At 36.4% G+C, this 13,523-nt stretch carries 12 protein-coding genes; 4 read left to right on the plus strand and 8 right to left on the minus strand.

Going from position 1 to position 13,523, the window contains the following annotated elements:
- Positions 1-120: 120 nt before the first annotated feature.
- The 3 genes from ispD to MSG66_RS17305 form a co-directional block, all read right to left on the minus strand.
- Complete coding sequence (gene ispD / locus MSG66_RS17295) at positions 121-837, minus strand: 2-C-methyl-D-erythritol 4-phosphate cytidylyltransferase (protein WP_262472119.1); 717 nt, start codon at positions 835-837, stop codon at positions 121-123.
- Complete coding sequence (gene ftsB / locus MSG66_RS17300) at positions 803-1,192, minus strand: cell division protein FtsB (RefSeq protein WP_004643028.1); 390 nt, start codon at positions 1,190-1,192, stop codon at positions 803-805. Before ftsB ends, ispD begins: the two co-directional genes overlap by 35 nt.
- A 317-nt stretch (positions 1,193-1,509) precedes the next feature.
- Positions 1,510-3,702, minus strand: a complete 2,193-nt coding sequence (locus MSG66_RS17305; RefSeq protein WP_420714268.1) for a TonB-dependent siderophore receptor — start codon at positions 3,700-3,702, stop codon at positions 1,510-1,512.
- Positions 3,703-4,130: 428 nt separating this feature from the next.
- Here MSG66_RS17305 and MSG66_RS17310 point away from each other — a divergent pair, with 428 nt between their 5' ends.
- Together MSG66_RS17310 and MSG66_RS17315 are read left to right on the plus strand one after the other, a co-directional pair.
- Positions 4,131-4,811, plus strand: coding sequence for a hypothetical protein (locus MSG66_RS17310; protein WP_324654747.1), 681 nt, complete (start codon positions 4,131-4,133; stop codon positions 4,809-4,811).
- A 372-nt stretch (positions 4,812-5,183) separates the two neighbouring features.
- On the plus strand, positions 5,184-5,861 hold the full coding sequence (locus MSG66_RS17315; RefSeq protein WP_324654748.1) for a DUF421 domain-containing protein: 678 nt from the start codon (positions 5,184-5,186) through the stop codon (positions 5,859-5,861).
- 83 nt (positions 5,862-5,944) lie between these two features.
- Here the strand turns inward: MSG66_RS17315 and eno are convergent, their stop codons facing one another.
- The 3 genes from eno to MSG66_RS17330 form a co-directional block, all read right to left on the minus strand.
- On the minus strand, positions 5,945-7,234 hold the full coding sequence (gene eno, locus MSG66_RS17320) for a phosphopyruvate hydratase (protein ID WP_133973340.1): 1,290 nt from the start codon (positions 7,232-7,234) through the stop codon (positions 5,945-5,947).
- Between the two features lie 61 nt (positions 7,235-7,295).
- Positions 7,296-8,153 (minus strand): 3-deoxy-8-phosphooctulonate synthase, encoded by an 858-nt coding sequence (gene kdsA, locus MSG66_RS17325; protein ID WP_324654749.1) that lies wholly within the window; start codon positions 8,151-8,153, stop codon positions 7,296-7,298.
- Between the two features lie 30 nt (positions 8,154-8,183).
- A complete protein-coding gene (locus tag MSG66_RS17330) occupies positions 8,184-9,821 on the minus strand; it encodes a CTP synthase (protein ID WP_042896100.1) in 1,638 nt (545 codons plus the stop codon).
- Positions 9,822-10,044: 223 nt separating this feature from the next.
- On the opposite strand from MSG66_RS17330, the gene MSG66_RS17335 reads away from it, so the two are divergent.
- Both MSG66_RS17335 and MSG66_RS17340 read left to right on the plus strand, forming a co-directional pair.
- Complete coding sequence (locus MSG66_RS17335) at positions 10,045-10,512, plus strand: internalin (protein WP_262472122.1); 468 nt, start codon at positions 10,045-10,047, stop codon at positions 10,510-10,512.
- Positions 10,513-10,756: 244 nt separating this feature from the next.
- Positions 10,757-11,602, plus strand: a complete 846-nt coding sequence (locus MSG66_RS17340) for a metal-dependent hydrolase (RefSeq protein WP_197731010.1) — start codon at positions 10,757-10,759, stop codon at positions 11,600-11,602.
- Between the two features lie 63 nt (positions 11,603-11,665).
- On the opposite strand, the gene MSG66_RS17345 is transcribed toward MSG66_RS17340, so the two are convergent.
- Together MSG66_RS17345 and MSG66_RS17350 are read right to left on the minus strand one after the other, a co-directional pair.
- Positions 11,666-12,760 carry a YheT family hydrolase gene (locus MSG66_RS17345; RefSeq protein ID WP_324654750.1) on the minus strand — a complete coding sequence of 365 codons (1,095 nt, stop codon included), beginning with the start codon at positions 12,758-12,760 and terminating at the stop codon, positions 11,666-11,668.
- Between the two features lie 19 nt (positions 12,761-12,779).
- A complete protein-coding gene (locus MSG66_RS17350; RefSeq protein ID WP_324654751.1) occupies positions 12,780-13,496 on the minus strand; it encodes an SGNH/GDSL hydrolase family protein in 717 nt (238 codons plus the stop codon).
- Between the last annotated feature and the right edge of the window lie 27 nt (positions 13,497-13,523).

Here is a 13,523-nt window from a genome sequence, read left to right on the forward strand (position 1 = left end):
GCCCGATCTTGTTAAATCGTAAGACTTATAAATGTAAAAGAATATGAGTTGTTATAAATAGATATGTAGAAAGAATTGCTTAGACAGTTTAATTATCCAAGCAATTTTAAAATAATCAAATTAAGACTGAGATTGAAGAATCAAACGCGCAAGTTCTAAGTCATCAGGATAGGTAATTTTTATATTATCCGAACGTCCCATCACAACCTGTACAGTTTCACCCATATATTCGAGTGCACTTGCCTCATCGGTAATAGTGACGTTATTCTCTAAAGCCTGTTCAATTGCTTTTTTGAGTTTACCAATTTTGGTAATTTGAGGAGTTTGAGCTTGCCATAATAAATCTCGGCTGACCGTTTTATCAATATGATTGCCTGTCTTAACCTGCTTTAAAGTATCACGAACAGGAATTGCTAAAATAGCGCTCTCATTTGATTCAATTGCCTTTGCCACAAGAGCATTCAAACACTCAATTGTTACACAAGGCCGAGCCGCATCATGTACAAGCACCCAATCATTTTCATCGGCAAAATTTAAAAGATGATTTAACGCATTTAGCACCGAATGGACTCGCTCGGCTCCACCAGTACAAAAATGCGCCTTATCTATATTTTGAAATGCAAGAGTCTGGGCAAAGGTATCTTGTGTACCAATTGCCAAAACATAACCATTTAACGGAAGCTGACTTATACGCCCAATAGTGTGTTCTAAAACAGTCCTATCCTGAATATATTGATACTGCTTCAATTCAGTTTTAGAAAATCGACTTCCCGATCCTGCAGCTGGAATTACTGCCCATAATTTAGTCTGGGATATCTGGAGATGCAGGTGTCTCATTCGTTTCCAAATCAACTTTAGCGTTCGGGTCAATATAAATAGGCTTGTAATGGGTACTGATTGTACTCATTTGAACAAATGTCTCATGAGGTTTAACCAAACCAAGATCAAGGCGAGCATGTTCTTCTATTGCTTCTGTACCATTTTTAAGGTCAAAAACCTCTGCCGCTAAAATACGGTTCCGTTCTTTAAGCTCTTCATTTACCTCAGCTTGTTGCTGAATTTGCTGCATGAGAGCTTGATGAGGGATATAACCACCCTCACCTAACCAAAATTGATATTGCAGTATAGCTACTAAAACAATAACCAGTAGCAATATCAGTTTGCTTGAAGTGGATCGAAATACTTCTAACATATCATTAAGATTTTTAATTAAAAACTTTCGTTAAGAGTTTGTATTGTATAGTAATTAACAAACAACATGCGCAATTCCTGCAAAAATTTAAGCAAAATTATTAATGGGCATATTACTTTAATTGACCATTGTGACTTGTATCATTTTGTCAAAAATGAATGGAATTTGAAAGGGAAATAATATTTATAAGTACAACTGCTTATAAATCAATCTATGCACCTAAACGCTAGTCTAAGTATAATTAAATTATGCTGAGTAAATATAGAAAAACCCTCATCAGAGGGCTTTCACAAATCGACTGCTTATGAGAGTCTAAATCAGAAATTATAACGAACACTTACTGTTGCATTTCGTGGTGTTCCCCAATTCATTGAGTTTTCACCAATACCTTCGTAATACTTCTCATCAAATATATTATCAATATTGAATTGAAGTTTGATATTTTTATCTACTTGATAGCCTAGCATCGCATTTGCTAAAACATAAGCATCTTGCTCAATACGGGAGCTTCCACTACCCGTGTAGTATTTACTCTTATAATTTAAACCAAATCCTGCACTCCATTGATCAAGTTTGTACTTAACAAATAAATTCGAAGTTGTTCGAGAGTTTGTCGTATTAACCTTTGTACCTTTTGCATCTTTTGCTTCGAAATTAGCAACACCGAAACTAATCCCCCAGTTGTCGTTAATTTCACCATCAGCTTCAAATTCAAAGCCCTTACTTTCAACCCCATCTACAGCTCGATAAGCCTGCTCTGTAGTTTGTGTACCATTGCGAATAATGAATCGGCCAGGTATCGATTCAGCAAAATTAGATTGCTCGATCCGGAATACTGACAACGCTGTATTAAAACGCCCTCCAAACCATTCGCTCTTTAACCCCGCCTCATAACTCTTACCTGTAATCGGGTCAATATATTGATCATTTACATCTTTACGTTCTTGAGGTTTGAAAATTTCTGTATAACTCGCATACACAGAATGATCTGGGGCAAAATCATAAATAGCGCCAATATATGGTGCTAATTCATTGTTAAATTCACGGTTACCTTTATCATTTTCAGACTTATATTCCCAATTAGATAAACGTGCACCAGCAATAATTTTTAAAGGATCAAGAATTTGAAATTTACCAGCAATATATGCGGCAGTTTGTGTAGTTTCATTTAGCGCATTTTTACCGTTTAAAACAACAGGCTGAAGCAACTCTTGAGCTATATCGTTATAGTTAAGCGGACCACCTAAATATTTTTCAATGTCTTGGTTTGTGTTAGATCCACCAAAAATATCTTTCGTCTTTTCGTTCTTATTCCAAGATCCACCAATAATGATTTCTTGTGGAAGATTAAAAAGCGTAAATGGTGCATTGATAAAAACATCAATATTGTTTTCTTCATTTGCAGCTTTTGCACCATATACAGAAACATAATCAGCTTTATGCTTCTCATCATTCGGATTTTCTAATGGGCTGGTATTGGTCGCCTTATCTACTTGGCCTGCTGTATATAACAACATAGAGTCCGTATCTTCTTTGCGGAATGTATAAGCTATATTTAAATTAATGTCATTAAATAAATTCTGCTTTAAGTTTGCAAATACTGCGGTTGTATTCACATCCCAATAAGTCCAAGGCGCACTTACTGTTAAGCTTCTAGAAAAATTAGTACGAGTCCCATCAGTATAAAAAGCCGGTGTTCCGCCCCAACGGATACCGTCACGGTGTAACTCTTGATAAGTAGCCCCAAGCGACATACTTGTTTTATCACTCAGGTCATAATCAAGGGCACCATAAAATACATTACGTTCTTTCTCATAAAAATCCATAAATGATTTTTCATCGGAATGCTTTACAAACATACGGCCACGCAAAGACCCATCAGCATTAAGCGGTGTAGAGATATCTGCTGAGCTGCTCCACGAATTCCACGAACCCAAAGATGTACTAACATTACCTGTAAGCTCTTTGGCATTAGCATGTTTACGGATCATGTTAAGTGCCATCGCAGGGTTCCCCGCGCCTGTTGTTAAGCCATTAGCACCTTTAACGACTTCAACACGATCATAAATATCTAGATCAAGATCGCCTATACTTAAGTTGGTTGTACTAGGCATTCCATCCAGTAAATAATAATCCACCTCAAAGCCACGCGCATAAGCTTTTTGGCGCTCATCGGTGCGTGAAGTTGAAACACCCGTAATATTGTTCATTAAATCTTGGAAAGAATCGATTTTTCGATCATCTAAATATTCACGAGTTAAAACTTTGACCGATTGAGGAGTTTCACGAAGAGACAAATTTAATTTTGTAGAAGTATTTGTGCTTTTTGCTGTATAGCTACCCGAACCTTCGGTAACAGCGGAATTTTCTTGTTCTGCTTGTACTTTTATCGTTGCTAAAGTGGCTGTTCCCATTGCCTCATCTGCATAAACAATTGAAGGTACCGTTAAAGCCAAAGAAAGTGCTAAAGGGTGAACTCTAAATGCTTTTCTAAAGAGCGGATTGTACATAAGAAAATTCCATAATAACCAATGTGCTGTACCATATATTTAGCCTTTCACTACCATGTTCCTTGTTACACAATAGCAAAAGATCGGCACAAAAATTAACATGAATGATAATTGTTATCAACTTCAAGTTAATAATTATTCTTATTTATGTAGATTAAATTATTAATCTATAAAGTATTAAGCATGTAATAGCTATCCATGCACAAAAAAGGATTTCTAACAGGTTGAGTACAGATCCTGTTGAATTATAGTGCTCAAACAAAGGGCCTTATGTTATTGATTCAATAAAAAATATAAACTAATTTTCAAATTAAGATTTACCATGGAACTGCTCAATAAGGAGAGAAATAAAAAACTACACAGTATTTTATTTTATATTTTATTATTCTTATCAAATCTCATAAAAGAGAATAAGGGTATAAATTGTAGTGCACAAAATTTTAGCGTTTTCTTTAGTAAGCTTAGGTTTAAGCGCTTGTGATCACCCTACTGATGATAGCCCTTCAAAAATAGTTAATATGAAGGATACTCAGAAGAAACATAGACAAGTTAATACTTATATATATGAATATAATGATATTATTTACAACCTAAATACTGAACAAGACCAAATTACGGCTCATTTAAAATTAAAAAATTTATTAAAAAAGATACCTTCTAATGATAACAACTTAAACTTTTTAAAAACTAAACGTAAAATACTTGTACACTTAGGTTGTCTTAATGAAGCTTATATAGTTACTGAAAAAATACTAGCAAAAACAGATAGTTCAAACCTACAAGAGATACAATGCATTTTCTTAAGTAAAATGAAAAAAGATGCTCATGAAGTAAAAGCATGTTATGAAAAAACGGCTCATAGCTATTTAAACGAAATAAATTTAATTCCAAAGGCAGCATTACGATATCAATATGCCTTATGGGGACATTATGCAGCGATGTTCCATGCTGGACATATTGAATATAAAGATAAACTCCAAGAAATTATCAATTATCACAACATTGAGGATCACAAAAAAACTTATCAACAAATGTATGAAAATATTATGAATCCATCTATTTTTCAAAAACGTTTAGATTCGATCCCTTATACTTCTCATTGTCATTAAACTATTTTCTTAAATCTTATTATCAGACATATTTACAGCTTATATCTTTGTTAAGCTTAATTTATTCAATAATAAGAATAATAAGAAAGTACGTCTCGGAATATAACTCCTAATATTTGTACTCCTCTCTATAAATACAAACTCATATAACTTTTAAAATGCCTCTTGATAAGTCTATTATTTTGATGCACCTTCTTTTGATCAGATGATCAATAGGAAGTTGACTCATAAAAAATTGTTTGAGAAAAATTCATAAAAAGTTGCATATATTTCGAATTTTTAACCAATAACTACTTAAAAAGTATATTTTTTCTATTTTTAATTTGCTAAGAATTTTATAAAGATTTCTTTCACCTATCAAAAGGAGAAAAAATGGATTTTTTTAATATTTTCATAGGTGACACGACCTGGAACTTTGTTTTAGAAATTCTAGTGCGATGTACCGTGATGTTCATAATCATTATTAGTTTTTTAAGATTATCTGGTAAGAGAGGTATACGTCAGCTCTCCCTTTTTGAACTCGCAATTATTTTATGTTTAGGTTCAGCTGCCGGTGACCCAATGTTTACTAAGGACCTACCTATTGCCCATGCCTTCGTCGCGTTTATCGTTATTCTTTTTCTTTATCGATTTGCTACATGGAGCATGGTAAAGCATAAAAAAATTGAAGATTTGCTTGAAGGAAAAGCACTTTGTATTGTTAAGGATGGCCTTGTAGTCTACAAAGATTTCCAAAAACAATCATATTCACATGATGAGTTTTTCTCGGAAATGCGTCAACAAAATGTTGAACATCTTGGACAAGTGAGAACAGCTTTGCTGGAGTCCGATGGTATTCTCAGTCTGCTTTATTTTGAAGATGAGGATGTAAAATGGGGCTTGCCATTATTCCCTGATGCTTATTGCAAAGCGGACGTACTTAAAATCAATACTTTTTATTCATGTATGAAATGTGGTGAAACTAAAATTTTAAATAAAATCGATCAAGAATGTACCCGTTGCAAACATCACAGTTGGGCTGAGTCTTTAAAAACACGCCGGTTAGGATAATAAAAAGGTGCTATTTCCTATTAAAAACAGAAAAATAGCACCCTAAAATGTTAAAAAACTAATTTTAACTTTTTATTTAAAGATTAGTTTAAACCTTTAAACTCAGCTTTACCGCGGTAAGCAGCTTTAGTCAACTCTTCAATACGAAGTAATTGGTTGTACTTAGAAACACGGTCAGAACGGCAAAGTGAACCAGTCTTAATTTGGCCAGCCGCTGTACCTACTGCTAAGTCAGCAATAGTTGAATCTTCTGTTTCACCAGAACGATGAGAAATTACAGTCGTATAGCCATTTTCTTTAGCAAGATAGATTGCATCTAAAGTTTCAGTCAACGTACCAATTTGGTTGTACTTGATTAAGATAGAGTTACCTACTTTCTCATTAATACCACGTTGTAAAATCTTAGGGTTTGTAACGAACAAATCATCACCCACCAATTGGATTTTGTCGCCAAGAATTGAAGTTAAGTAACTCCAGCCTTCCCAGTCAGACTCATCTAGACCGTCTTCAATCGAGATAATTGGATATTGGTTTACAAGACCAGCTAAATAATCAGAGAACTGGTTGCTTGTAAATGCTTTATTGCCTTCACCTGCAAGGATGTATTGACCATTTTTGTAGAATTCTGAAGATGCACAGTCAAGCGCCAACATAATGTCAGAACCAGCTTTGTAACCCGTTTGACCAATAGCTTCAAGAATAACAGTGATTGCTTCTTCGTTTGAACGCAGGTTTGGTGCAAAACCACCTTCATCACCCACAGCAGTGTTTAAACCCTTTTTGTTTAAAACTGATTTTAGTGAATGGAAGATTTCAGCACCTGCACGCAATGCTTCAGCAAATGAAGTGAAGCCTACTGGCTCAATCATAAACTCTTGAATATCAACGTTGTTGTCTGCATGTGAACCACCATTGATGATGTTCATCATTGGTACAGGCATAGTCAAAATCGTTTGACCACGTAAGTCAGCGATGTATTGAAAAAGAGGAATTTTCTTTTCATCAGCAGCAGCGCGTGCAGCAGCTAATGACACAGCCAAAGTTGCATTTGCACCTAATTTTTCTTTGTTTTCAGTACCATCAAGTTCGATCATCGTATTATCGATGTCTTTTTGTTCAAATACTGATTTGCCCACTAAAGCGTCACGGATAATCGTGTTTACGTTGTTAACCGCAGTTTTAACGCCTTTACCTAAGTAACGTGATTTATCACCGTCACGTAGTTCTAAAGCTTCACGAGAACCAGTTGAAGCACCAGATGGTGCACATGCACGACCAACAATCCCAGATTCTAAAATTACGTCTGCTTCGATGGTTGGGTTACCACGAGAGTCCAAAATTTCACGTGCACGGATGTCAACGATTTGGCTCATGAACAATTCCTCTGTTGAATGAATATGAGCTGCGATTAAAGCAGCGTAAATGAGTAAAAACTCAATGGGTGTCTAACTTTTTGAATCCTTTAACCAAAGTATCCAATTCTTTTATTTGTGCCAAGAACGGCTCAAGCTGCGACATACGTAATGCACAAGGTCCATCACATTTTGCATTTTCTGGGTCCGGATGACCTTCCAAGAACAATCCAGCCAAACCTGTTGCCATTCCAGCGCGTGCTAAAGTTGTAATTTGAGCACGACGACCACCTGCCGAGTCAGCACGACCACCAGGAGTTTGCAACGCATGTGTTACATCAAAGAAAACAGGAACATTCATTTCTTTCATGGTGTCAAAGCCAAGCATGTCTACAACAAGGTTGTTATAGCCAAATGCTGAACCACGTTCACAAAGAATAAGTTTATCGTTTCCTGCTTCTAAACATTTATTCAGGATATGACGCATTTCATGAGGTGCCAAAAACTGAGCTTTCTTAATGTTAATAATAGTCTGTGTTTTTGCCATCGCTTCAACAAGATCAGTTTGGCGACTTAAGAAAGCCGGTAACTGAATAATATCAGCTACTTCTGCAACTGCTTCAGCTTGGTATGGTTCATGAACATCAGTAATGATAGGTACATTAAAATGTTTTTTAATATCGCCTAACCATTCAATACCTTTTTCAAGTCCAGGACCACGGAATGAATGCAGACTAGAACGATTTGCTTTATCGAAACTCGCTTTAAATACATAAGGAATATCTAAGCGTTTGCAAATATCCACATACGTTTCTGCAATTTCGAAAGCTAAATCTTTTGATTCAAGTACGTTCATTCCGCCAAATAATACAAATGGCAAATGATTTGCCATTTGTATATCGCCTAAACGTACAACTTCTTGTGGTTTTAATTGTGACATTTAAACTTTCCCAGTTTATTTAAAATCGCATTATTTACTTTTTTGATGCTGGTTTTTCGCAGCGCCAATAAAACTAGCAAATAATGGATGTCCATCACGTGGTGAACTTGTAAATTCCGGGTGGAATTGTACAGCAATAAACCAAGGATGTTCAGGAATTTCTACAGTTTCAACCAAATGTTGTGCCGAAGAGTAGCCAGAAATCTTCATACCAGCTTGTTCAATCGACTCAATGAAACGGTTATTCATTTCATAACGGTGACGATGACGCTCAGTGATTTCTGCTTTACCATAGACTTCACGTGTTTTTGTGCCTTCAACCAATTCAGATTTTTGTGCACCTAAACGCATAGTTCCACCTAAGTCAGACTCTACGCTACGTTGTTGTAATTCACCACGCTCATCTAACCATTCGGTAATTAAACCAATCAATGGATACTTTGTAGAACGGTTAAACTCTGTAGAAGATGCTTCTGGCATTGCGGCAACATGACGTGCATATTCAATTACAGCCAATTGCATACCTAAACAAATGCCCAAGAATGGAATTTTGTTTTCACGTGCATATTGAATAGCTTTCATTTTGCCTTCAGTACCACGTTCACCAAAGCCACCTGGGACTAAAATTGCGTCGGCTGTTTGCAAAATAGAAACGTCTTGGCTTTCAAGTTCTTCAGCATTGACATAATCAATCTGTACTTTCACAAGGTTTTGGATACCCGCATGTAAAAGTGCTTCATTCACAGATTTATAAGCATCTGGAAGTTCAACATATTTACCAACCATCGCAACACGTACCGTGTATTCAGGATTCAGCAAGGCTTCAACTACATTATCCCAATCGGTTAAGTCAGCTTCCGGGAGATCATTAAACCCAAAACGTTCACAGATCAAGTCATCAACGTTTTGTTCATAGAATGTACGTGGAATTTGATAAATCGTTTTTGCATCTTTACATACCACAACGGCACGCGCTTCCACGTTAGTGAACAATGCAATTTTACGTTTAGTATCAACATCCACATCATATTCGGTACGGCAGATTAAGATATCTGGCTGAATACCAATTGAAAGAAGTTCTTTCACTGAATGTTGAGTTGGCTTGGTTTTTAACTCAGCCGCAGATTTGATATATGGCAACAATGTTAAATGCATCAGCATGGTACGTTTATGACCAAGCTCTACCATTAACTGACGAACTGATTCCATAAATGGAAGTGATTCGATATCACCAACCGTACCACCAATCTCAACGATTGCAACGTCGTAACCTTCACCTGCGCGAAGTACACGTTCTTTAATGTTGTCTGTAATATGTGGAATAACTTGAACCGTACCACCTAAGTAGTCACCACGACGTTCTTTATTTAAAACATCTTGATAAACACGGCCACTAGTAAAGTTATTCAGTTTGGTCATTTTCGCACGACGTAAGAAACGTTCGTAATAACCCAAGTCTAGATCAGTTTCGGCACCATCCTCTGTGACAAAAACTTCACCATGTTGGAAAGGACTCATCGTCCCCGGATCGACATTAATGTAAGGATCCATTTTAACCATTGTGACTTTTAAGCCACGGGCTTCCAAAAGTGCAGCAACTGAAGCAGCAGAAATACCTTTACCTAGCGATGAAACCACACCACCAGTAACAAAAATAAAATGGGTCATTAAGTTTCTCGTACAATCAAGCCGAAATCGGCCTACAATGTTGGGCAATTTTACTGTACTCTGCCCCTATAAAGCAAAGTCAAACCGCACCAATTCAAAGATCATTAAACAACTGGCTATTCTATCAGCATTTTTAATAAAAAATTAGGTCAATCTCACATGATTTTTTCATTCTCTTTTGCTGTTATAATGCGAGCTCCTCAATTAAATGTTGTTTAGGACAATGGCAAATAAAAAACTTTTAATCTGTGCTGCAATTGCGGCTGGACTATTGTTAACCGCATGCGTCAAAAAAGAAACACCAGAAGAAGAGCAAGAAAAGGTTGAAACTGCTGTTTCAGAACCGAAGCCTGCTGAACCTGCAAAGTTTGAGTCTTTAGAAAGTGTTAAAACTGAAGAAGCTCAAACGCAGGAACCAACGCAAGTTGAAGTTCATCACGAAGAAACAGCGAACACTACAACTGAAATTCGCCGTGAAACTCGCCCTGCCCAATCTGAGCAAAATTCACAAACAACTGTTTCTGAACAACCTAAACCTGAGCCAAAGCCAGAACCTAAACCTGAGCCAAAAGCAGAGCCTAAGCCTGAGAAAGTGCAGTCAAAACCTGCTAAGCCAACTGAACCATCTCAAACTGAAGATGATGCTGTTGCCGCTGCAATTGCTGCGGCTACACCTGCGCTTAAAAACTAAGTTCCCGTATAAATATGCCCAAATTGAACAGTTGATTTGGGCTTTTTAAATATGATTAAAATTATTAACGTAATAATCAGTTTTACTTTTCTTATTCCAATTTATCTTTAAAGTTTTCCTAGATATCAATTTAGGACAATCTACTTCTTTCATCTGAATAAGCATTGACGTTCCATAGTCTGAGATGTAATTTTTAATCAAGTTCCTTTTTGGAACTAAAATTAAAAGAAGATTGGAGCTTAAAATGAATACTGTATCAAATCGCGTGCCCGCCTCATTTCCAGTCCGTCGTATGGACTATAATTTTGAAAATGTGCCTCGTTATTGGTGTAATAACGAACCCACTTTTACACATTACTTTACGGGTTTATCTACATTGTTCCCTGAAGGCGAATCATATTTTGTTCGTTCAGTTCGAGCATTACGTGCCAAAGCAAAGTCGAATGAACTTCTAGATCGGGAAATCAGTGCTTTTATTGGTCAAGAAGCCATGCACTCTAAAGAACATCATGCTTTTCACGTGAGTGCACAGCAACATGGTTTAGATCCAGAATCTTTAGAAAAAGTAACTGGCATCGTTTTGAAAACGATTGAAAAAGTTTTCAGCAAAAAATGGAATTTGCTCGTAACAGTTGGCTTAGAGCACTATACAGCGGTACTTGTGGTTAGCATGATGCAGTCTGTTAATGAACTGATGACAGACTCAACTATTCGTAATTTATGGTTGTGGCACAGTATTGAAGAAACCGAACATAAAGCTGTGGCTTTTGATCTTTATCAACACTTGTATGGAAATGGGCTGAGTGCGTATCTCCCTCGCATTACAGTCTTTACTTTAAGTCTATTTTTAATTACAGGCTTCTCAACAATTTATCAATTCGTTCTTATGAAACGGGATCGCCAACTTCTTAATTTTAAATCTTGGCGTAAGTTTCTTGGTTTTATGACAACACAATATAAAGTTTTAACTCCGAAATTCTTTGACTATTATCGCTTTGATTTTCACCCCAACCAAACTGACGAAAAAGATCTCGTTGCCAGCACTAAAATCAAAATTGGACTAAAAAACTCAAAATTACTTTTATCCTGATCTAATAAAAACATAAAGCCCATCTACTGAATGGGCTTTCTTTAACCAATTACAGCAATATAGTCATCGTTTATGGTCAACCATAAAATAATTCGATATTAATTTGGCTGCCCATGATGTGCTTTTCCACCCTTCGTAAAAACCACAGTGACTTCCCTTTTTAGTGGTTACCACTGCAATATTACTCATTTGCTGAATAGTTTCCTTGTAAGGCTCTAAATTTTTAATAGAACATACTGGATCATCTTCAGCATTAAGAATCATTAATGGAATTTTGACATTTTCAAATACATAAATTGGATTAATTGCCTGACAATAACTTTGATAGTCCCGAAAACCAGCCATTTCAAAGTATTCTTTTTCAAACTCTTCCAGACTAGTCGTCGCTAGAACTTTTTCTAAAGAAGAAACCTTGCTCCAAGTACTTTGATAAGGATGAATAAAATATTTGAATAACTTTTTGGTCATCATTTTGCTATAGAACGGATGAACATTTTTAAAACCAATCTCAGTGTTGTAGCCTGGACACATTGCAAAAGCAGCTTTAAATGGTGTGTCAGTGCCTTGCTCTCCCAAATAACGAACTAATAATCCTGTTCCGGCAGAGGAACCAACAGCATACAAATCGGATTCTGGAAACAAATTTTGAATATGCGTAAGCTGTTCTTTAAGGTCACTTGTTGAGCCGAAAAGAGAAATCTGTGGTACAGGCATAGGTAGACCAGCATGCCCACGGCGTAAGCATAGTGCTATTCTCCATCCCGTATATTGATGTAGATCTTTCACCAGTTCACGCATACTTTCAGGTGTTCCTGTAATCGTGTGCATGATGACAACTGTAGGAGTAGTTTTTGGAAGATTATAGCCATACCATGCAATCGCAGTTACCCCACCATCTTTCATGCTGAGCTGGTCAATACGGTCATATTCAAGCTTGATGGTCTTTTTTCTAATAATATCGAAATATAAAAGATGAACATGATTGTTAGCTAACCATGGCGTAGGACGATATTTTTGCTTAAGTTGGGGCAATTTATCCAAAACATCTTTAATTTTCCCTTTTGGGTCATAATAGACTTTTGGCTGTTCAGCACCTAACACCGAATCAAATAATTCTGAACCGAAAGCTTTAATTTTATTTAAAGTAGATATGCCCATATCCAATCACGACCTCTGATTATGAGTTAAATGATTGCCGCACTAGTGCTGCAACCTGCTGTCCCCAAATTGCATAAATTTCTTTGCTCGGATGAAAGCCATCACTTGCCATAGGTAAATTCATCGCTTGAAAACTTTCAATATCATATTGAATAAATCTAAATTGGTTTTGTGATTCTAACCATTTATATAATGCCTGATTCATTTGCTCTGCATATTTTCCAAACAACCAAGCCAATGGATTTGGTAAAGCTGGAAAATGTTGCATTGGTGGAACACCAGAAACAATAATGAGTTTAGGCTGAAAACGTGCCTGTATATGTTTAAATAATTGCTTTTGTTGTTTTATCCATAAATTTGCTGACGTTAATTTTGTCACATCATTAACGCCAATAGATGTAACGACAACATCATAATTTTGCTGCTCTAAATGCTGTAAAGCTTGAAAAACCTGCTTGGTGGTATCGCCTGTTTTTGCATGAAGCTTCCAGCATAAAGAATACTCATCTTGCAACTCAGAAATAATTGCGCCAGATAAAGCATCTTTTTGAGTCTCAACTCCAACACCTGCCGCTGCAGAATCACCCAAAATAAGCAATGACAAAGGTCTTCCCTTGCCAACGAGACCTTCTCTATCACCAATGGCTTCTAGCAAGCGTGGTGTATTCTTACGAACCTTTGTTCCCTGAATAAATAATACGGGTAACAATGCTAAAGTTGAAAGTTTTAACCACATTTTAATGATCTCTGCATTACTTAGGCT

This window comes from Acinetobacter sp. IK31 (assembly GCF_035615195.1).
In the GTDB taxonomy this organism is placed as follows: Bacteria; Pseudomonadota; Gammaproteobacteria; order Pseudomonadales; family Moraxellaceae; genus Acinetobacter; species Acinetobacter calcoaceticus_C.

Excerpts from the sequence above, each read along its gene's own strand:
- MSG66_RS17315 (WP_324654748.1), top strand. The coding sequence starts at position 5,184 with ATGGATTTTTTTAATATTTTCATAGGTGACACGACCTGGAACTTTGTT.
- ftsB (WP_004643028.1), bottom strand. The coding sequence starts at position 1,192 with ATGTTAGAAGTATTTCGATCCACTTCAAGCAAACTGATATTGCTACTG.
- MSG66_RS17345 (WP_324654750.1), bottom strand. The coding sequence starts at position 12,760 with ATGGGCATATCTACTTTAAATAAAATTAAAGCTTTCGGTTCAGAATTA.
- MSG66_RS17350 (WP_324654751.1), bottom strand. The coding sequence starts at position 13,496 with ATGTGGTTAAAACTTTCAACTTTAGCATTGTTACCCGTATTATTTATT.
- MSG66_RS17335 (WP_262472122.1), top strand. The coding sequence starts at position 10,045 with ATGGCAAATAAAAAACTTTTAATCTGTGCTGCAATTGCGGCTGGACTA.
- MSG66_RS17330 (WP_042896100.1), bottom strand. The coding sequence starts at position 9,821 with ATGACCCATTTTATTTTTGTTACTGGTGGTGTGGTTTCATCGCTAGGT.
- MSG66_RS17340 (WP_197731010.1), top strand. The coding sequence starts at position 10,757 with ATGAATACTGTATCAAATCGCGTGCCCGCCTCATTTCCAGTCCGTCGT.
- MSG66_RS17305 (WP_420714268.1), bottom strand. The coding sequence starts at position 3,702 with ATGTACAATCCGCTCTTTAGAAAAGCATTTAGAGTTCACCCTTTAGCA.
- ispD (WP_262472119.1), bottom strand. The coding sequence starts at position 837 with ATGAGACACCTGCATCTCCAGATATCCCAGACTAAATTATGGGCAGTA.
- eno (WP_133973340.1), bottom strand. The coding sequence starts at position 7,234 with ATGAGCCAAATCGTTGACATCCGTGCACGTGAAATTTTGGACTCTCGT.
- kdsA (WP_324654749.1), bottom strand. The coding sequence starts at position 8,153 with ATGTCACAATTAAAACCACAAGAAGTTGTACGTTTAGGCGATATACAA.